22 protein-coding genes and 1 pseudogene are annotated in these 19,878 nt (G+C 69.4%); 21 read left to right on the top strand and 2 right to left on the bottom strand.

What is annotated here, in order from left to right; all coding sequences use genetic code 11:
- A partial coding sequence (locus ACNPQM_RS39930) for an alpha/beta hydrolase (RefSeq protein WP_418087827.1) occupies positions 1-575 on the bottom strand: 575 nt, incomplete at its 3' end.
- 387 nt (positions 576-962) lie between these two features.
- Here ACNPQM_RS39930 and ACNPQM_RS39925 point away from each other — a divergent pair.
- On the top strand, positions 963-1,418 hold the full coding sequence (locus tag ACNPQM_RS39925) for a DUF5946 family protein (protein ID WP_418087826.1): 456 nt from the start codon (positions 963-965) through the stop codon (positions 1,416-1,418).
- A gap of 516 nt (positions 1,419-1,934) precedes the next feature.
- On the opposite strand, the gene ACNPQM_RS39920 is transcribed toward ACNPQM_RS39925, so the two are convergent.
- A complete protein-coding gene (locus ACNPQM_RS39920) occupies positions 1,935-2,612 on the bottom strand; it encodes a hypothetical protein (RefSeq protein WP_418087825.1) in 678 nt (225 codons plus the stop codon).
- 50 nt (positions 2,613-2,662) lie between these two features.
- Here ACNPQM_RS39920 and ACNPQM_RS39915 point away from each other — a divergent pair, with 50 nt between their 5' ends.
- From ACNPQM_RS39915 to ACNPQM_RS39820, 20 genes and pseudogenes are all read left to right on the top strand, one after another.
- The gene (locus ACNPQM_RS39915; protein ID WP_418087824.1) at positions 2,663-3,142 is read left to right on the top strand and encodes a hypothetical protein; all 480 of its coding nucleotides are present in this window, start codon (positions 2,663-2,665) and stop codon (positions 3,140-3,142) included.
- A gap of 322 nt (positions 3,143-3,464) precedes the next feature.
- On the top strand, positions 3,465-3,824 hold the full coding sequence (locus tag ACNPQM_RS39910; protein ID WP_418087823.1) for a DUF6204 family protein: 360 nt from the start codon (positions 3,465-3,467) through the stop codon (positions 3,822-3,824).
- A gap of 235 nt (positions 3,825-4,059) precedes the next feature.
- Entirely contained in the window at positions 4,060-4,515 is a 456-nt protein-coding gene (locus ACNPQM_RS39905) for a MarR family winged helix-turn-helix transcriptional regulator (protein WP_418087822.1), read from the top strand.
- 51 nt (positions 4,516-4,566) lie between these two features.
- Positions 4,567-5,577, top strand: a complete 1,011-nt coding sequence (locus ACNPQM_RS39900) for an ABC transporter ATP-binding protein (protein WP_418087821.1) — start codon at positions 4,567-4,569, stop codon at positions 5,575-5,577.
- Entirely contained in the window at positions 5,574-6,413 is an 840-nt protein-coding gene (locus ACNPQM_RS39895; protein WP_418087820.1) for an ABC transporter permease, read from the top strand. Before ACNPQM_RS39900 ends, ACNPQM_RS39895 begins: the two co-directional genes overlap by 4 nt.
- A gap of 45 nt (positions 6,414-6,458) precedes the next feature.
- Positions 6,459-6,749 carry a hypothetical protein gene (locus tag ACNPQM_RS39890; protein WP_418087819.1) on the top strand — a complete coding sequence of 97 codons (291 nt, stop codon included), beginning with the start codon at positions 6,459-6,461 and terminating at the stop codon, positions 6,747-6,749.
- 910 nt (positions 6,750-7,659) lie between these two features.
- A complete protein-coding gene (locus tag ACNPQM_RS39885) occupies positions 7,660-8,085 on the top strand; it encodes a hypothetical protein (protein WP_418087818.1) in 426 nt (141 codons plus the stop codon).
- A gap of 84 nt (positions 8,086-8,169) precedes the next feature.
- The gene (locus tag ACNPQM_RS39880; RefSeq protein WP_418087817.1) at positions 8,170-8,586 is read left to right on the top strand and encodes an SsgA family sporulation/cell division regulator; all 417 of its coding nucleotides are present in this window, start codon (positions 8,170-8,172) and stop codon (positions 8,584-8,586) included.
- Between the two features lie 117 nt (positions 8,587-8,703).
- Positions 8,704-9,822 carry an FUSC family protein gene (locus ACNPQM_RS39875; protein ID WP_418087816.1) on the top strand — a complete coding sequence of 373 codons (1,119 nt, stop codon included), beginning with the start codon at positions 8,704-8,706 and terminating at the stop codon, positions 9,820-9,822.
- A 578-nt stretch (positions 9,823-10,400) separates the two neighbouring features.
- Positions 10,401-10,772, top strand: a complete 372-nt coding sequence (locus tag ACNPQM_RS39870; RefSeq protein WP_418087815.1) for a hypothetical protein — start codon at positions 10,401-10,403, stop codon at positions 10,770-10,772.
- A 722-nt stretch (positions 10,773-11,494) separates the two neighbouring features.
- Positions 11,495-12,184: pseudogene (locus ACNPQM_RS39865) on the top strand (SDR family NAD(P)-dependent oxidoreductase).
- Positions 12,185-12,561: 377 nt separating this feature from the next.
- Positions 12,562-13,572: an aldo/keto reductase gene (locus ACNPQM_RS39860; RefSeq protein WP_358863030.1), complete on the top strand. Its 1,011-nt coding sequence runs from the start codon at positions 12,562-12,564 to the stop codon at positions 13,570-13,572.
- A 56-nt stretch (positions 13,573-13,628) separates the two neighbouring features.
- Positions 13,629-14,048, top strand: coding sequence for an SRPBCC family protein (locus ACNPQM_RS39855; RefSeq protein WP_418087814.1), 420 nt, complete (start codon positions 13,629-13,631; stop codon positions 14,046-14,048).
- Between the two features lie 246 nt (positions 14,049-14,294).
- On the top strand, positions 14,295-15,089 hold the full coding sequence (locus tag ACNPQM_RS39850) for an SDR family NAD(P)-dependent oxidoreductase (protein WP_418087813.1): 795 nt from the start codon (positions 14,295-14,297) through the stop codon (positions 15,087-15,089).
- A 98-nt stretch (positions 15,090-15,187) separates the two neighbouring features.
- Entirely contained in the window at positions 15,188-15,370 is a 183-nt protein-coding gene (locus ACNPQM_RS39845) for a hypothetical protein (RefSeq protein WP_418087812.1), read from the top strand.
- Between the two features lie 229 nt (positions 15,371-15,599).
- The gene (locus ACNPQM_RS39840) at positions 15,600-16,067 is read left to right on the top strand and encodes a MarR family winged helix-turn-helix transcriptional regulator (RefSeq protein ID WP_358862811.1); all 468 of its coding nucleotides are present in this window, start codon (positions 15,600-15,602) and stop codon (positions 16,065-16,067) included.
- Positions 16,068-16,772: 705 nt separating this feature from the next.
- Positions 16,773-17,966: an MFS transporter gene (locus ACNPQM_RS39835; protein WP_358862810.1), complete on the top strand. Its 1,194-nt coding sequence runs from the start codon at positions 16,773-16,775 to the stop codon at positions 17,964-17,966.
- A 37-nt stretch (positions 17,967-18,003) separates the two neighbouring features.
- On the top strand, positions 18,004-18,423 hold the full coding sequence (locus ACNPQM_RS39830) for a GlcG/HbpS family heme-binding protein (RefSeq protein ID WP_358862809.1): 420 nt from the start codon (positions 18,004-18,006) through the stop codon (positions 18,421-18,423).
- Positions 18,423-18,770 carry a nuclear transport factor 2 family protein gene (locus ACNPQM_RS39825; RefSeq protein ID WP_418087811.1) on the top strand — a complete coding sequence of 116 codons (348 nt, stop codon included), beginning with the start codon at positions 18,423-18,425 and terminating at the stop codon, positions 18,768-18,770. Before ACNPQM_RS39830 ends, ACNPQM_RS39825 begins: the two co-directional genes overlap by 1 nt.
- Positions 18,771-18,785: 15 nt before the next feature.
- Positions 18,786-19,616: an aldo/keto reductase gene (locus tag ACNPQM_RS39820; protein ID WP_418087810.1), complete on the top strand. Its 831-nt coding sequence runs from the start codon at positions 18,786-18,788 to the stop codon at positions 19,614-19,616.
- Positions 19,617-19,878 lie beyond the last annotated feature (262 nt).

The following is a 19,878-nucleotide window of genomic DNA, read 5'->3' as shown; positions in this document are numbered from 1 at the left end:
TGCATGGCCTTCATCCGGCCCGGCTCGCGCAGCAGGGATTCGATGCGGCCGAGCCGCTCGGCCCAGTCGGCCGGCTTCACGCCGGGGTAGGCCACGTCGAGGTACGAGCGCCACAGCGGCACACTGCCGAACATGCCCGTGCCGAGCAGCCGCAGCATGCCCCGCCGGAAACGCTTTACCCGCAGGTCGCCGAGGCGGATCGACTGCTTGCGGGTAAACGGCGCCAACTCGACAACCGCAGTGATCAGCGAGGGCTCCTGCGCCGCGGCAATGGTGGCGGCGCCGCCGGAGATCGAGTGGCCGACGAGCACGGCCGGGCCGCCCAGGTGGCGGATCACGGCGAGCAGGTCGCCGGCGATGGCGGTGCGGCTCCAGGCCGGCCAGCCGACGCTGGACTCGCCGCAGCCGCGCAGATCGACCGCGGCAATCCGATAGCCCGCCGCCACCAGCGAGGGGATCACAGCACGGTACGCGGCGCGGCTGTCACCCATGCCGTGCGCGAGAACGATCAGCGGGCCGGACCCCGCCACCTCGTAGGCGATCGTGCCGCCGTCGACGGCAAGGTACTCAGTCACGACATCTCCCAGGCGTAGCTAACACTCTTAGCTAAAAGCTAATCCCAATAGCCAAACCTGTCAACGCAGCCGCCACTACGACCCCCGGTACCCGCTCCAGGCCAGTGACCAGCGACAACGCCCCGTTGATCAAACCCCGACCACCTTGGGTCCGGGTCGGCGGTGCGCGCCCATGGGCTCGCTGGTTTCAGCTGGTTCATAGCCGGCCCGCGAGGCGGGCGTAGGTGTCGATGGCGCGTTCGGCCTTCGCGTGGCGATGCCCCGTTCCTGCCCACAGATGGTTCAGTCGTGTGTCACCGGCAGCGGCGACGGGAGGCCGCCTCGCTATAACAATCCTCGAACGTCAGTTGGAGTACTACGTTGTACTTCGACGATCAAGGAGGAGGCATGAAAACCTGCGCGGAGTGCGGTGTGTCCATGGACTCGCGATCCTGTGACGACCTGTTCCATGCCTTGCTCGCGCTGGATCACGCACGGCAGGCACCATGGGGGCCGTTGCACGGCGTCTCAGTCTCTTGCTTCTTGTTCCAGCACCCCAGTCGGCTTCCCGCCGACGACGGTGCGATGGCTTGGGCGCTCCTGCACGCATATCTCGAAGGCGGCCTCGATGAAGTGAACCAGCTTGCCGGCCAGGCTCGTCGCGGCAACTCCCATCGCGTGAAGAGCATGCCTTCACAGGTCGTCCGCGACGCGGCGCTGCCGCGCCGGGACGCGCCGCCATCCCGTTTCTCTGTCACGATCGAAGATGTCGCTGTCGACGGGACGTTCCCCGCGGAAAAGTTTGCGGAACGCGTCAACGCCTGGGCTGCCGCCACGGTCGACGCATGGAGCCGCAGCACGTGACCGGAAGACCGTGGGCCCGCCGAAGAGCGGGCCCACAGCATGTCTGAGTTGCTGAGGTGAAATGTGTGATGTCGGTCAGCCGTCCATGACCAAGCCCGTGCCGGTGAGACAGCGGTCGACCAGGACAGGGCGGTGCTGAATCTGCTTGAGCCTGTGCTTGACGGACCGGGTGATCTGGCTCAGCCCAGCTGCGGCGAGGTTGTCGATGTCACGTTTGACCAGTGACCAGATGCCTCCTGCGGGTGCAGGTCCGGCGCGTAGGTGGGCAGCTGGAAGACCATGAGCCAGTCGGAGTTCGCGGTGATGAACTCTCGCAGGGTGGGCGGTCAGGCGGATGCGTACGTTGTCCTACACAAGCACGACGGGGCCGCCGAGCCGGACACGTCCGCGACTTCGCCTCCATGCTCCACAACCGACTCGGCGACCTGCTGCCCGACTGGATGGGCCGCGTCCTCGCCGACGACCTACCAGCGAATCAGACCGTATCGATCACGACTCCAGACAGGCCCTGAGCGGTTACTGGCTCAGTTCGGGGTAGTAGGTCAGCTGGTACGGCGACAGCCGGGAGACGGCCAACTGGCCGCCGCCCCGGCAGATGGGGCAGACGCGTTGCCCGCCGCACTGGCGGCAGTTGCTGCGCCCATGGGGCTCGCTGGGCACCCAGCCGCGTCCACCACAGTCCTGGCAGGCGCCGAGGCCGTCGCACTCGTAGCAGAGCACGTAGCCGGGCGTGAGAGTCTCGGGCGTCCGGGCCGGCTCCGGCCACTGGAACTCCTCCGGCTCGCGAAGGGCCAGGGCGGGGGTCTGCCCGCTGTAGAGCACGGCCGAGTTGTGGTCGCCCGTGCGGACTTCGATGCGGGTGCCGTCGGGGCGGCGGGCGGTGAGGACGTACGTGCGTTTCGTGCCGTCGATCTCCTCCTGCGGCCCCGCGCCGTCCCAGCCGGCCGACCTGAGCAGGCCGGCCGCCCGCAAGGCGATGTCGGCAGCGCCGACCCCTTCGGGGCGTTCCCCACGGAACACGGCCGAGTAGCTGTAGCGCAGAGGCTCGTGCCAATCGGCGACGTTCGGCTCGTCGAGGAAGAGCAGGCCGAGGTCGGCGCCGGGGGTCAGGTCATCGATCAGCTCGACGAGCTGCGCACGCAGGGCACGCCCGAGCCGTTCCAACTCCTCACGCGCACCTGGTATTTCTCCCACCTCAGCCCCTTGTCCCGCTTGATCACGGGCATCCTATGCGGGTGAGAACGATGAGAACACAGGCACAGGCGCGTACCCGGCTGCTACGGCACTTCACGGAGACGCTCCGCGCGCTGCCCCCGGAACTGTCGCTGGCGCTACAGCATCCGGACCTGCCCCACGCGGGCCTGCACCACGGGGTTGTCCTGTCCGAGGACCTGAATCATCCCGATGACGGCTGGGCCACCTTCGACATCCGGTACTGGGTGCTGGGACCCACACCGGACACCAGCGACCGCTACTTCGACCTGGTGACGGGGGTGTGGCGGGAGTGGGGCTGGGTGACGAGGGACGAAGGGCTTGCCCCTCCGCGCACGAGCTGGGCAGACACTCCCGACGGCTACACCCTCGCCCTCACGCGGAGTCTGAACGGCTACCTGAGCATGGCCGGCTCGACACCCCTGTTCCTGCGGGACTCGGTGGCGGGTGAGCCGATGCCGACACGGATGGCGCGGCAGGACGGGGAAGCGGTGTCCTCCTCCCCGGCGTGACCAACCCGCCGGCCGGTGGCAGTGCCCGGCCAGGACAAGGACGACGGACCTCGCAGCAGCGCCCACAGCGCACCGGATTCGTCCTGCTGACGCCCCCGCCGTACCTGCTCGTCGTGCACTGTCTACCGAAGCGCGCCACGGAGGGGGACGACACCGACCGGCTGTGCGGCACACTCGAGCGCCACCTGCCCCGCCACGGCGGCCGTCCGCCCCAGCACCGGGGTTCGGCAGCATCCCGCGGGCCCAGTGATCCGGGGCAGTACCGTCGTTCTTGCCGGAAACACCGGTGGAGTCCGCCGATCTTGCTGGTTAGTGTCGTGGGATGAGTACTCGCACCTTCCGTATCACCGTCCGCGGTGTCTTCGACGGACTCAGCACCGATCAGCACGCCGAACTCCTGGCCCGCGCCGCAGAGCACGATGTTCTGCGCGCGGCCTTCACGCCCGAGGGGCACCTCAGTTACGACCTGACAGCGCGATCCGCCTTCACCTTCCGTTTCCTGGATTCCGGGGAGGAAGAGGAGGACATCCTGGAAGCGTCCGAACGCGCCGAAGCGGCGGCGAAGGCGTGGCTGACCGAGCGCGGCTACGGCTACAAGAACCTCAGGTCCCAGGCCGAGGATCTCTCCCAGGCGCCACTGAGCAAACGGCAGCGCCGCGCCGCAGCCCAGAAGAACCTCTGAATCCTCCAGCTGCACGGTCTTCACCCGGCCGTCGAGCGTTCCTCGCCACGCAATCCTGGCCAGGCAGCGCTCATCCCGGTGAGCATCGCAGCAGGGAGACGGCACTCAGGCCCACGCCTCGGTCACAGGACCCCGGCACCCCAAGCCCCTGTCCAAGGACTCCGTCCGGCCATCAACTAAACAAATCCTTGACTACTCAAGCTCCTGTTATGCTTGAGCAGTCAAGGAGGTGGCAATGAGTGATGCGCTGGACGCGTCGCTGCGTCTCGTGAGGGCCCAGACGGCCCTGGTGAAGCGGTTCGACGCAAGTCTGGGAGGGCTGCACGGGGTGAGCCTGGCCGACTTCACGATGCTGCTGCGTCTGGGGCAGGCACCCGGCAGTCGGATGCGCCGGGTGGACCTGGCCGAGGCGCTGGGTCTGACTGCCTCCGGGGTGACCCGGGGGCTGGCGCCGCTGGAGCGGATCGGGCTGGTGACGCGCGAGACGGACGCCCGTGACGGCCGGGTGGCCTACGCCACGCTGACCGACACCGGCCGCGCACGTCTGACGGACATGCTCGCCACGGCGGAGCAGATCGCCGCCGAGATCTTCGCCGCGCCCCCGTGGAGCAAGGAGGACATCGGCCAGATGTCCGCGCTGCTGACGCGCCTGGGCGGCACCGGCCTGCCCGGCCACACCCTCACCCCATAACCCGCGGCACACCTCCCGACGGATGCCTCATCCGCGCCTTGGAGCAACCACTTGACTTCCTCCCCCGCCCCCGCACCGCCCCTCGCCCCGGCCGCCACCACGGCCCACGCCCCGGCGGCCATCCGCACGAAGGGCCTGCGCAAGGTCTATCCGCGCGCGCAGGGCGGCCTTGTCGCCGTCGACGGCCTGGACCTGACGGTCCACCAGGGCGAGTTCTTCGGCCTGCTCGGCGCCAATGGCGCCGGCAAATCCACCACCATCGGCATGCTCACCACCCTGGTCGCGCCCAGCGCCGGAAAGGCGTGGGTCGCCGGGTACGAAGTGAGTGCCGACCCGGTCGGCGTGAAGTCCCGCATCGGTGTGGTCTCCCAGGCCAACACCCTTGACCGCGCGCTCACCGTCGCGGACAACCTCGCCTTCCGCGGCCGCTACTTCGGCATGCCCGCCCCAGCCGCCCGCCGCCGCGCGCTCGAACTGCTGGAGCAGTTCGGCCTCGCCGACAAGGCCGGCGCCAAAGCCCACCAGCTCTCCGGCGGCCAGGCCCGCCGGGTCATGATCGGCCGGGCCCTGATGCACCTGCCGGAGGTGCTCTTCCTCGACGAACCCACCGCGGGCGTCGACCCGCAGGCGCGCGAGGACCTCTGGCGGATCATCGCAAGCCTGCACGAGACCGGCCAGACCGTGGTGCTGACCACCCACTACCTCGACGAGGCCGAGGCCCTGTGCCAGCGCCTGGCCGTCGTCGACCACGGGCACCTGCTCGCCTGCGACACCCCCGGGGCGATCAAGGCGTCCAGCGGAGCGCAGACGGTCATCACCGTCCACTACGACGGCGATGCCACCCCGGCCACCGACGCTCTCCACAGCATCCCCGGCGGCGCCCACGACGTGGCCGTGGACGGCCCGACCGTACGGGTTCGCACCACCCATCCCGACGGCGTCCTGGGCCACCTGCTGCGAGCCGGCAGCGCGGCCGGCCTCACCGTCCGCGACGCCACCACCACACCCCCCAGCCTGCAGACCGCCTTCCTCACCCTGACCGGACGTGACTACACGCCATGACCACCGCGAACCCCCTCGCCACCACCCCCCGCCCGCTGTCGTCCCGCCGCGCCGCCTGGCACGCCTACCGCGCGCTGACCACGCGCGACCTCCACGTCCTGGGCCGCAACCTGCCCGCACTGCTCATCCAGGTCGGCCTCCAGCCACTGCTGTTCACCTTCGCCTTCGCCTACGTCATGCCCAGCATCGGCAGCGGACTGGGCGGCGCGACCTCGTTCTCCACGATCCTGCTGCCCGGCCTGATCGCCAGCACCCTCACCTTGCAGAGCATCATGTCCGTCACCGGGCCGCTGGCCGCCGAACTCGGCCCCGGCCGCGAGATCACCGACCGCGCCCTGGCGCCCCTGCCCGTCTGGGCCCTGGGCCTGCAGAAGATCACCTCATCCGCGGTCTTCGGCCTCGTCTCGACCCTCGTCGTCGTCCCGATCGTCTGGCTCGTCCACGCCCCCGGCAACGCACCCCGAGCCCACATCGACAACTGGCCCCTGCTGCTGACCACACTGGTGCTCAGCGCGCTGCTCGCCTCCACCCTCGGGCTGCTGCTCGGAACCGCGGTCGACGCCTCCGCCTTCGGGCCGCTGCTCGGCCTGCTCCTGGCCGCCGCCACCATGCTGGGCTGCGTCTACTACCCGTGGACCGCTCTGCACCCGATCCGCTGGGTCCAGGTCCTGACCCTGGCCAACCCGCTCGTCTACATGAGCGAGGGCCTCCGCGCCAACCTCACGCCCTCCACCGGCCACATGCCCACCTGGGCCTACCTCACCGCCCTCACCCTCGGCACCGCCGCTCTGGGCCACCTAGCCCTGCGCCGCTTCGCCCGGCGAGTGCAGACCTGACCCCGCTCCCGCCGCAGTAAGTACCGGATTTACTGCAGGGCGGGCGTGACGATCGAACCAGCGGCCGAGACTCGCTTCGCAGCCTGGATCGCGGATCCCGCCAACAAGGTCCCCGTCCACCAGCTCACGGGAAAGCCCGCGGTGAACTGGCAGCTGCTGACCTACATGATCGGCGTCGAGTCCCGCAGGATGCATTTCTTCGCCACGAAGAACCGCGCCGCCCTGGACCGCCGAGCCGCCACCGAACTGCTCGTCTCCGACGGCCGCGTCCGCACCAGCCTGATCGACGGCTTCCACGAGGTGACCTGGCCGATGGAGCGAATCGCGGTTGGGTGACCCGGGCGCAGATGCAGGCGGTGACGGTGGTGCGGTTGTCGCGGCCGGGGCTGTCGGCCTGCATGGCACTGATTTCGCCCCGCGGGTGCCGGTGGCGGTCGTTGTCGTGAGCAGAGGCCGGCAGGGCGACGGCGGAGACGACAGCGCCTGCGGCCAGGACGGTGGCCTCGTTACGGCAGGCGGATACAGAAGCGGACATAGGTGATGCCCCCTCAAGAACAGTGACCCAACAGCCGATACAGGCCGCAGGGCGGTGCGGATACCCTGGCCTCTCGTAGGCCGAGGACCCAAACCGTGACCCGTCGGCGAGGCCAACGGCGGGCCCAGCAGCCCCTTCCATGCTCCGGCGCACAACCCGACGCCATCTTGAAGGGCGGGGATCGAGACCGCGCTCAGCCGCGTCCGGATGCCGAGAATGAACTCGGCCATGGAGGGGTGGGCGCAAACGTGCCGACAGGAAATGCTGGACCGCACACTGATCTGGAACCAGCGCCATCTCCTGCACGCCCTAAGTGAGTTCGAGTCCTTCCACAACGAGCGCAAGCCGCACCAGGGCATCACGAACGCCCGACCGCTGCACCCCCTTGCCCGCGGCGATCAACGATCCAGGGCAGATCGCCCGCCTCGGCATACGCGGTCACGAACGCCTGAGCGGCATCCTCCACGAGTACGAACATGCCGCGCGACCTGTATGGATGAGGCTTTCGGCAAGCACAGGGCAGCAGACGACGGCGACCGGCTTCGCCACGACATCCCGGAGCCGGAAAGTCCTGAAGGTGATGAAATATGTCACAGAGGCAACGTTCAATGTTCAACTTATTTCGGAGTAGCGTCACTCCTGCCCCGCCACCACCGGGGCGCCGCCGGAGCCCCACCCACACGGCTCCGGCACCGAACAAGGAGAAAGATCATGAATCACACCCTCGGACGTCGCGCCGCCACCGCGGCCGTCACCCTCGCAGCCATAGCCGGCACCCTGCTGGCAGCGGGCGGCGCCGCCTCGGCAGCTCCGAACCCTGCGGCCGGCCATGCCGCGGTTGCTTCCTACACGCCGGGCGCCCCGTACGGCGATCACCGTGGCGACCGAAACGACCACCGCTACAGCTGGGGCGACCGGGACGGAAACGGCCACCGCTGGAGCGACCGGGACGACCACCGCGGCGACCGGCGCTGGGACGGCCACCGCAGCTGGGAGCGAGAGGGCCGGTACTGGTACAGCAACGACCACGGTCACCGTTACCGCTTCGACAACCACCGCTTCTACCAGTGGGAGCACGGCACATGGGTCGTCGTGATCGGCAACGCCCACGACTTCGACCACAGCATCTTCCGCTGACCACACGGACCATGGCGAGCGCCGAGTCCGGGCACCGTTCCACCGCCCGGGCCCGGCGCCCCCGGCCCCAACACCCCTCGAACCATGATCAGTTGCGTAGACCACATGCTCGACATGGAGCTCGCATCCCCTCTGGGTGAGCGGATCCTCGTACCGACCCACCTGCTCTACAGGTCACATGACCCGCTCGCCGTGCAGCTCCTCTTCCAGGACGGCTCCCAGGACCTGGTCCCGTGGGTCTTCGCACGCGACCTTCTCGCCGCAGGGGTTCAGACCCTCAGCGGAGACGGCGACGTGCAAGTCTGGCCCGCCGGATCCGGCCCCGAGGCGCTCCTGCACCTCCTCCTGTCCTCCCCCCACGGGTCCGCCCGCCTCACGGCCTCACTCCCGGCGGTCGAGCGGTGGCTGCGCTGCACATATCAGCTCGTGCCCGCCGCCAGGGAAACCGAGGCACTGGACCTCGACACCCACCTCGCCCAATTGCTGGACGGAGCCCCCTGAGCCATTCACCCGGGGGCCACCACGGCGGTCGTGGCCGACGTCACGAAGTCAAAACGGACATATGATGCCATCATCAATGTCGTGCAATATTCAACCATTCGGCTGGGACGCACTCCGGTGACGACGACAGGGCCGCTACGTCGCCTCGCCGGCCTGCTCCGCACCAAACGGGCCGACCATGTGGTGCACGGCGCCAAAACCCTCATCGCGGCACTGCTCACCTGGGGCATCGTGGCCCCCTGGTCCCCCGACGGCCGGCCCTACATGGCGGTCGCCACGGCTCTGCTCATGGTCAACGCCTCCACGGTCTACCAGTCCGTCACCAAGGCGGCACAAAATGTAGTGGCCAGGATCGCCGGGCTGGTCCTCGCCCTCGCGACGGCCCGGCTACTGGGACCGACCGCGGGCGCCGTCGCGGTCATCGCGGTCATCGCGGTCCTGGCAGGCCCCCGCCGCACCGCTGACGACCGTCTCCAGATCGCCTCCACCGCAGTCATCGCACTGGCCGCCACCGCAACCAATCCCATGGGCAGCCTCGTATCCCCCGTGCTCCAAACGCTCACCGGCGCGGCCGCGGGCATTGCGGTGAACGCCCTCGTCCTGCCACCGCTCTACCTGAACGAGTCCGATTCCGCCGTACGCGACCTCGCCCGCTCCATGGGAACACTGCTGCAAGACATGGGTACCGGCCTCTCCCGGCGACAGCTCACCTCGAAGGCCCACAGCTGGCTGCACCAGGCGCGCAGCCTGGACAAACGCCTCGCTCGTGCAGAGGAACAGGTGCGGCAGGCCGACGAGAGCCTGCGGTGGAACACACGCTGCGTCGCGCACGCGCGGCGCAAGGAGACGACCTTCAACGACACATTCAGCGCCCTGCGCGGCGTGTCGATCCAGGTACGCGGAATCGCGCGGACCCTCGCCGACAACGCACACGACAACCACGCCGATCACCACCTGGGGCACCAGTTCCTCGACCAGTACGCCGAAACCCTCCAGCTGGCGGGAACGGCCGTCCAGGCATTCGCCGAACCGGCCCCGGCGACCGGCTCACCGGGCACATCCCCCCGTGAACGCTTGCGCGGAGCGATCGACGGCGCGCTGACCTGGCACCACACCATGACCGACATGATCGCCCGGGGCACCCTCACCAAGCCCGGTGCCTGGCACGTCTACGGCTCACTCATGACCGACGCGGAAAGGCTGCTGGCCGACCTGGACCGCGCGGACACGCGCTGACTGAGGTTTTCACCGCTCCGTGCAACCTTCGACCACATGGACCGGGGGCTACCGGCACGCCCTGACAGCCAAGGGCTCCCGGGTCGCACCGCGACTTGCCCGACCGGGCGGTGGGGCCGTGAACGCCATCCGGCCGCAGACCGCCGTCGTGCAGACCTGCATCGACCACTGGAGCCGTGAGGAAACAAGGTGTCAGCTCCGATCCTGGCCGTCGCTGATCCGGCATGACGACCCGGAGGAGTTTGCGGTCAACCGGCTGCGTGTTTGGTGGCGTTGGGCTGCTGCTGCCCTTGAGCGAACGGCAGCGTCGGCCGGTGCCGGCGACCGGGGCGGGCTGCCGGTGCACGGCGGTGCACAAGCCGTTGCCCGTGTCGCCGCGACCACCCGGCCCCGAGCGGCAGGCAGCCGATGAAGCCACCGCAAATATTTCGACGCAACGACTCTTCGGGATATGGCGCACCTCACGAGCCAAGTAGTTCATCGTTCAACCATTTCCGGGTACTGTCGTCAGTGCCTGACTGAAGGCAAGCCCCCGCGGCCTGTTGTGCAGGTCCCGCGGTAAGCAAGGAGGAAAGATCATGGCTTTCAGGATTGCGCGACGCGCTGCTGTCGTGGCCGCTTCTGTGACGGTCGCAGCAGCCGGAATCCTCGCGACGGGTGGTCCCGCCTCGGCAGCGGTCCACCCGACCGGCGACCGGACAGCCATCGTTTCCCACCACGTGCAGCTCCTCGACACCCATGACGCCCGCGGCCGGGACGGGGGACGGATGAGCGACGACAACGCCCGTCGACGCTGGGTCAGTGACCAGATCGAATGGATCCTGAACCACGACCAAGTCACTCACCGGATGAGCAACGACGACGCCCGTCGACGCTGGGTCAATGACCAGATCGAATGGATCCTGAACCACGACCAAGCCACTCACCGGATGAGCAACGACGGCCGTTGACGCCGGGGCAGTGACCAGGCCGAGTAAATCCGGGACCACGAGGGACCTCACCACGGCGTCCGGGAGCACGAGGGGCGTTCATACCGCTGAAGCCCCTTCGTCCCTGCAGTTCCTTTTGCTTCACGCACCCGGAAAGCCCCCCTCAGCCGTTCATGTCGACCCACCGTCACGGCGCTCTCCGACCCACTGAAGCCGAGCTGAAGCGCTCCGGGATCGGTGACTCCTCCACCCCGTGAACGGGGAGACTTCTCGCTATGCCGGTTGGGCTTCGCGACGGACCAGCCCGGCCTGTAGGACGTTGAGAGCGCCGTGGGGCGGGATGTCTCCGATGCCCGTGTGGAGGCGCTGGTTGTTGAACCAGCCGACCCATTCCGCGGCGCCGAGTCGACGTCGGCCAGGCCGCGCCGGGGCTTCCTCAGCTTGATCAACTCACTTTTGCAGAGGCCGATCCGGGACTCCATGAGCGCGTTGTCCAGGGCGTCATCGACGGTGCCGACCGAAGCGTCGATGCCGGCGTCGATCAGGTGCGCGGCGAAGGCGAAGGACGTGTCGAGCGCCCCGGATCGCCTTCCCGCTCAGCTGAACCAGCAACGGGGTAACGGACCGGCGCTCCGTCTTGAGGGCACCTGAACGGCCCAACTTCCCGAGCGGCCCCTACGTTCTGCTGATGATCCTTAATTCCGGCCTTCCAAGGCGCGCATGCGCGTGCGTGAAGTGCGCCGATCAATGGGGCTGACGTCGTGGTCAACGGCCGCAACGCCGACCGCGTCGCCGAGACCGCGAAGCGGATCCACGGGCGCGGCGTCACGGCCGACGTCGGTACCGCCGAAGGGACGGCCGACCTGATCCGGCAACTGCCCGACGTCGACATCCTGGTCAACAACGCCGGCATCTTCGAAGCCAGGCCCGTGTTCGAGATCCCCGACGCGGACTGGCTGCGCCTCTACGAGGTCAACGTGCTCTCCGGCATGCGCCTGGCACACCACTACACGCCACGGATGGCCCGGCGCGGGTGAGGCCGCGTGGTCTTCGTCAGCAGCGAGGCCGGCGTCCAGACGCCGACGGACATGGTCCACTACGGGATCACCAAGACGGCGCAGCTGGCCGTGTCCCGCGGCATGGCCCAGGAGGTCGCCGGCACCGGGGTCACGGTGAACTGCGTGCTGCCCGGACCGACGATGAGCGACGGCGTGCTGGCCATGTTCGACAAGCTCTACCCCGGCCTCGACCCCGGTGAGCAGGAGCAGCGCTACCTGGCCGAGAACCGTGCGGCTGCTTCCCTGCTCAAACGCCTGATCCGCCCCCACGAGGTGGCCAGCATGATCACTTACGTGGCGTCGGAGCAGGCCGCGGCGACCACGGGCAGGGCGCTCGGCGTCGACGGCGGTCTCGTCCCCACAATCTTTCCCTGAGGCGGGCGCTCGGCATGGAGCCGATACCCGTGCCGGACGGCTCGCACCCGACGCGTCCGCGGAGGTACCGGCCGGGAGCCCGTGGGGAAGGCCCGTGCCTCATAGGCCGGCGCCCGAGCCCGGATCGACCGGTCGGCGTGTGTGTGGCAGCCAACACTTGTATTACCCAGCGTCTGCAATTATTGTTCTTACCTGTAAGGCGCTCCTGCATTCATATGCATCCTGCGCCCAGCTCTGACCAGACGCCGCCGTGCAACCACTGCCACAGCTCCGTCGGCAGAGTCGCCAACCGCAGAGGCATCCGTCCACTCATGCCTCACCCCCGTGCCGGGGATGCCGTCACACACCCCGGCACCACTGATCGAAAAGGCACTGTCATGTCCCTCAAGGAAATCCTTCCCGGCAAGCTCGGCTTCGGCACCGCCCCGCTCGGCAACATGTTCCGCGCGATCCCCGACGAGGAGGCCGCCGCCACCGTCGAGGCCGCCTGGGACCAGGGCATCCGCTACTACGACACCGCCCCCTTCTACGGCGCCGGCCTCTCGGAGTCCCGCCTGGGCGAGGTCCTGTCCACCAAGCCCCGCGACGCCTACGTCCTGTCCACCAAGGTCGGCCGCGTCATCCTCGACGAGCTGGAGGAAGGCGCCCGCGACCTCGGCGAGAAGGGCGGCCTGTTCGAGCACGGCAACCCCAACAAGATGCTCCACGTGTGGACCGCCGAAGCGACCGAGCGCTCCATCGAGGACAGCCTCAAGCGCCTCGGCGTCGACCGGCTCGACATCGTCTGGGTCCACGACATCGCTCAGGACTTCCACGGCGACCTGTGGCTGCAGAAGTTCGAGGAGGCCCGCACCGGAGCCTTCCGCGTTCTGTCCCGGCTGCGCGACGAGGGCGTCATCAAGGCCTGGGGTCTGGGTGTCAACCGCACCGAGCCCATCGAGCTCACCCTCGCCCTCGACGAGCCGCAGCCCGACGGCTTCCTCCTCGCCGGCCGCTACACCCTCCTCGACCACGGGCACGCCCTTCAGCGGCTGCTGCCGATGGCCCAGGAGCAGAACGTCGACATGGTCGTCGGCGGCCCCTACAGCTCCGGCGTCCTCGCCGGCGGCACCCACTTCGAGTACCAGCAGGCCCCGCCGGAGATCGTCGAGAAGGTCTCCCGCCTGAAGGCCCTGGCCGCCAAGCACGGCGTCTCCATCAAGGCCGCCGCCCTCCAGTTCTCCCTCGCCCACCCGGTTGCCGCCGCGGTCGTCCCCGGCGCCACCCGCCCGAGCCGGATCGCCGAGGACGTCGCCGCCCTGAACGAGACCGTCCCGGCCGCGTTCTGGACCGACCTGCGCGCCGCCGGCCTGGTCAGCCCGGCCGCCCCGCTGCCCAACGGCGCCTGACTCCCAGCCCCCTCCCCGAAACCCTCGCCCCAGCACCAGGATCCAGGAGAAAGATCATGGCCTCCACCTCCGTCAGCCGCATAGTGCCCGCCTCCCCCCACAAGGTCTGGAGCCTCATCGGCGGCTTCGACGCCCTGCCCGACTGGCTCCCCTACATCCCCGAGAGCACCGCACTCGAAGGCGGCCGGGTCCGCCGGCTGAAGAACCCCGAGGGCGAGGTCATCATCGAGCGCCTCGTGGACTTCAACGAGACCGAACGCCACTACAGCTACGCCATCCTCCAGGCCCCGTTCCCCGTCAACGGCTACGTCTCCACCATCCGGGTCCACACGATTCCCGGCCGGAACGACATCGCCGAGGTCCAGTGGTCCGGACGCTTCAACCCCGACAACGCCGGCGAGGACGAAGTCGTCGACCTCTTCACCGGCATCTACCGCGACGGCCTCGACGCCCTCCACAAGACCCTCGCGGCCTGACACCCGGCCCCGCCCGCCGCGAGGCCTCACCGCGCAGCCCGGGTACACGCCCCGCGTACCCGGGCTGCGGTGTGCCCGGGTACGCCCCCACACCGAGCGCGGTGTCGTCGCCGAGGCCTGCGCACCGGCCCGGACCCCGACACCCTCAACCGACCCCAAACGCCCCAAAGCAACCGTCCGGCAAGACGGTTGGTGGCACCGGGTAACACCGCAGCAGCGCCACCGCCTCGACGAGAAGAACCCATCATGCAGATCGATCTCTCCGGCCGCACCGCTCTGGTCACCGGCTCCACCCAGGGCATTGGCCTCGCCATCGCCACCGGCCTCGCCCGCGCGGGAGCCCGCGTCGTCGTCAACGGCCGCAGCGAGGAGCGCGTCGCGGGCGCCGTCCGCACCGTGCGTGCCGCCTCCGTCAGCGACGACGTCACCGGCGCCGTGGGCAGCCTGGCGACCGAGCAGGGCACCGCCACCGTACTGAAGGCCGTGCCCACGGTCGACATCCTCGTCAACAACCTCGGCATCTTCGGCTCCGCCTCACCGCTGGAGATCGACGACGCCGAGTGGCGCCGCTACTTCGAGGTCAACGTCCTGTCCGCCGTCCGGCTCATCCGCGCCTACCTGCCCGGCATGAAGGAACGCGGCTGGGGACGGATCCTCAACCTCGCCAGCGACTCGGCGGTGGTCATCCCCGCCGAGATGATCCACTACGGCATGACGAAGACCTCGCTGCTCGCCGTCAGCCGCGGGTTCGCCAAGGACGCCGCCGGCACCGGCGTCACCGTCAACTCCGTCATCGCCGGGCCGACCCACACCGGCGGAGTCGAGGAGTTCGTCCGCGAACTCGTCGGCGACAAACTGCCCTGGGACGAGGCGCAGCACGAGTTCATGGTCAAGTACCGTCCCCAGTCCCTGCTTCAGCGGCTCATCGAGCCCGAGGAGATCGCCAACATGGTCGTCTACCTCGCCTCGCCCTACGCCTCCGCCACCACCGGCGGCGCCCTGCGCGTCGACGGCGGCTACGTCGACTCCATCCTTCCCTGAGCCGTCGCAGATCACGGCGTCCCCGCCCCGCCCAGTGCCAGGCCTGTGGCTCCTTCGAAGGCCGGACCCGCTTCGAGCGGGTCCGCAAGGAGACCGGCATGCCCGGGGCAGCCGTCGGCCTGATCACCGAGCCCGCCCGGGCACAGGACGTCATCACCTCCGGCCGGGCCGACGCCGTCCTCCTCGGACGTGAACTCCTGCGCAACCCGCACTGGGCACACCACGCCGCCGCCGAACTCGGCGGCGAGGCCCCCTCCCCCGTCCAGTACCACCGCGCATGACCGACCGGCGGACGACACCCCGACCTCGCCCGCCGGCAGATGCGCGCCGGGGTGCCGTGCCTCGCACGGCGCCCGGGTTCCCTCACCGACGGCGGCCGGGGCGTGCCGCCGTCGGTGAGGGGACCCGGGCGGGCGGATGATTGCATTAGCTCTATATGGGCTGTAGCCAATATTTCACTGCATGGCTTATCCTGCATTCCAGCCACACCCGGAAGGAGACCTGGACCCCATGACCGCCACAGACCCAGCACTCACCGCCCTCGCCAGCGGATGGGGCGCCCTCTCCCTCCTGCACGGCAGGATCGAGGCGCACATCGAGCGCGCACTGCAGTCCAAGCACGGCCTGAGCGTCCGGGAGTACTCGCTGCTCGACGTGCTGAGCCGCCAGCACGACGGCGAAGGCGGCCATCTGCAGATGAAGCAGGTCGCCGACGCGGTCGTGCTCAGCCAGAGCGCCACAACCCGCCTGGTCACGCGCCTGGAAGACCGCAACCTGCTGTCCCGATACCTGTGCCCGACCGACCGCCGCGGCATCTACACCAACGTCTCCGAGGCCGGCCTGAAGCTCCTGGAGGAAGCCCGGCCGACCAACGACGCCGCCCTCCGGGAAGCCCTCGACGAGGCCGCCAAGAACCCCGAACTGTCCTCGCTGGTCGCGGCGGTGGAAGCGGTGGACGCTCCGTCGCGACGCCCGTAGACCCGAGCGACCCGATCGCCTTCCCGCGCGACCGATTCCAGCAGTGCGCGGGAACCCTGCAGCCACCGGCCGGGCAATGACCGTGTCACGCGGCTCGTACTGACACCTCCACCGGGCGGGGAGGAAACCCGCCGGTTCGGCCTTGGCGCGCCCTTGAGTGATGGGGCGGCCAGCAGGTTCCGGGCCGCCGGGTCACCGGACCGCCGCCGCCAGGCGCCCAACATGCAGGGCAGGCCCTTCGTCGCGCGGCGCGCGCACGCGATCGCCGCAGGGGTCGGCCCAGGCGGGGCAGCACCGCCCAGGGCGGCCGCATCCGTCGCAGGCGGGTTGGCCACGGCCTTCGGTCCGCCTCGAGACCGACCGCGGACACCGACGCCCCCCTCCCCCACCCCCGCTCCCCTCTCACACCCCACACGTAACGGCGGGTCCGCACGACGGCGGAGCCACTGACACGAGCCGGTCGATGCCGCTCAGAGCTCATCGGCAGCCGCACGCGCAGCGTCGACGTCGGGCGCCGTCGCACAGTTCTCCGCCCCCCACTGCGTCCCGCCTGGGCGCGGGCAGGTTCGCGACACAAGCCACCCTGCGCGCTCACCGACACACCCCTGCACCCACACATTGCCCGCGCTTGCACTTGTAGGCGTCTGCAACTATTTTGGATGCATGCAAGGCGCTCGTTCAAGTAATCACAGAAGGGCTGAGCCCATGCCCCTCGCACTCCTCGCTCTGGCTGTCGGGGCCTTCGGCATCGGCACCACCGAGTTCGTGATCATGGGGCTGCTGCCCGAGATCGCCGCCGACTACGGTGTCTCCATCCCCACCGCGGGCCTGCTCGTCACCGGCTACGCCCTCGGCGTCGTCATCGGCGCACCACTGCTGACCGTGCTCGGCACCAAGGTCAGCCGCAAGCGGATGCTCATGCTGCTCATGGCCCTGTTCGTGCTCGGCAACGTGGTCTCCGCCCTCGCCCCGAACTTCGGGCTGATGCTGACCGGCCGCGTCGTCGCCTCCCTCGCCCACGGTTCGTTCTTCGGCATCGGCTCGGTCGTCGCCGCCGATCTGGTCGCTCCGGACAAGAAGGCCGGCGCCATCGCCACCATGTTCACGGGACTGACCATCGCCAACATCGTCGGTGTGCCGCTGGGCACCTACATCGGGCAGGCCACAGGCTGGCGCACCACCTTCGTCGTCGTCGCCGCGCTCGGCGTGGTCGGGCTGCTCGGTGTCGCCAAGCTCGTGCCCGCCACACCGCGGCCCGAGGGCGCGCACCTGCGCCGGGAGCTGACCGCGTTCCGCAACCCGCAGGTGCTGCTCGCAATGGCGATGACGGTGCTCGGCTTCGGTGGTGTGTTCGCCGCGATCACCTACATCGCGCCGATGATGACCCGTGTCGCCGGCTACTCCGACGGCGCGGTCACCTGGCTGCTGGTGCTGTTCGGCGTCGGCATGTTCCTCGGCAACCTGCTCGGCGGGCGCTATGCCGACCGCGCGCTGATGCCCATGCTGTACGTCACCCTCGGCGGCCTCGCCGTCGTGCTCGCGCTGTTCACCTTCACCGCGCACAGCAAGATCCTCGCCGCGATCACCATCCTCCTGGTCGGAGCGCTCGGATTCGCCACTGTGCCGCCGCTGCAGAAGCGCGTGCTGGACCAGGCCCACGGAGCACCCACCCTGGCCTCGGCCGTCAACATCGGCGCGTTCAACCTCGGCAACGCTCTGTCCGCCTGGCTCGGCGGCATCGTCATCGCCGCCGGCTTCGGCTACACCTCCCCGAACTGGGTCGGCGCCGTCCTCGCCGCCGCCGCGCTCGTCCTGGCCTTCTGGTCGGCCGCCCTGGAGCGCCGTACCCCCACGCCGGAGCCCGTCGGCGCCGCCGCCCGCACCCCCGTTCACCACTGACTCCCCTCCCCTTCATCTCACCCCCAGGGAAAGCACCATGAGCACCATCGCTGTCACCCCACTCAGCACCGCGGACGCCGAGATCCTGATCGCGGCCGCCCACCGCGCCGCCCAGGCGGCCGGAGTCCCGGTCAGCATCACCGTCCTCGACGCCGGCGGCCATCTGCTCGCCTTCCGCCGCGACGACCAGGCGGTGCTGATCTCCGGCGAGACCAGCACCCGCAAGGCCTTCACCGCCCTGCAGTTGAACGCCCCGACGGCCGACCTGGTCGACCTCGTCAAGCCCGACGGGCCCTTCCACTCCCTGCCCACCGCGCTCGACCGGCCGCTGCTGTTCATCGCCGGCGGCATCCCCGTCCACCGCGACGGCCGCCTGATCGGCGCGATCGGTGTCGGTGGCGGCGCCCCCGCGCAGGACCACTCGTTCGCTTCCGCCGCACTGAAGGAACTCGCCTGATGACGCGCACGCCGCAGGAGGTCTTCGCCGACCACGGCACCCGCCTGGGTACCGGCGACCTCGACCTGATCAGCCAGAACTACACGGAGGACGCCGTCTTCCTCACCCCCGAAGGTGTCCTGACCGGACGTCAGGGCGTGCAGGACGGCATCGGCCGCCTGCTGGCCGACCTGCCCGACGCCGACTGGCAGCTGACCCCGCAGTTCGCAGGGAACGTCCTGTTCCTCCAGTGGACCGCCACCAGCGCCACCCACCAGGTCGCCGACGGCGTCGACACCTTCGTCTTCCAGGACGGCCTCATCAGCGCCCAGACCGTCCGTTACACCCTCTCCCCCCGTACCGCCTGAAGGAGCACCAGCACCATGGCACCCACTTCTGTCCCCACCGTCACGTTCAACAACGGCGTCGAGATCCCCCAGCTCGGCTTCGGCGTCTTCCAGGTCCCCGACGACGAGACCACCGCCGCGGTCACCGCCGCACTGGAGACCGGCTACCGCAGCATCGACACCGCCGCGATCTACGGCAACGAGACCGGCGTCGGCCGCGCCCTCGCCGCGTCCGGGCTGCCCCGCGAGGACCTGTTCATCACCACCAAGCTGTGGAACGCGGAACAGGGTTACGACGCCACCCTCCGCGCCTTCGACGCCAGCCTCGCCAAGCTCGGCCTCGACTACGTCGACCTCTACCTGATCCACTGGCCGGCCCCGGCCCGCGACCTGTACCGCGACTCCTGGCGGGCCCTTGAGCGCCTCGCCGAGGAGGGCCGCATCCGCGCCGCCGGTGTCTCCAACTTCCAGCCCGGCCACCTGCTGCGGCTGCTGGACGGCGCGACGCTGACCCCGGTCGTCAACCAGATCGAGCTGCACCCCGGCCTCCAGCAGGCCGAGCTGCGGGCGTTCCACGCCGAGCGCAAGATCGCCACCGAGGCGTGGAGCCCGCTCGCCCAGGGCGCGGTGCTCGACCACCCGGTCATCGGTGAGCTCGCCGCCAAGTACGGCAAGTCCCCCGCCCAGGTCGTCATCCGCTGGCACCTGCAGCTGGGCAACATCGTCATACCCAAGTCGGTGACCCCGGCCCGTATCCGCGAGAACTTCGACGTCTTCGGCTTCGAGCTCACGGCCGATGAGATGCAGGCCGTGGCCGCGCTCGACCGCGACCTGCGCACCGGCCCCCACCCCGACGAGCTCAACTGAGCCTGCATTCCCCCTCCCGCTCCGTTCCGGGCAGACCGCCCGGAACGGAGCCCCGTGTCCGCCCCGGAAGGACCTGCCATCCGTGATCTTGCGTGGGTATCCCCGGCTTCAGCCGGGGAGGGAAACGCATCCTCGGTCCGGAGGCGCGAAGCGCCGGAGTTCGCTGTGTTGTCAGTGGCCTGCACTATGTTGATCACGACAGCCGAAGGGGGGTGGGCCGGATGATCCGTGCGTACAAGTTCCTCATGCGGCCCACTGCGGG

Origin of the sequence: Streptomyces sp. NPDC056231 (genome assembly GCF_048270745.1) — a bacterium.
Taxonomy (GTDB): Bacteria; Actinomycetota; Actinomycetes; order Streptomycetales; family Streptomycetaceae; genus Streptomyces.
This window is presented reverse-complemented; position numbering and strand designations above follow the sequence as displayed.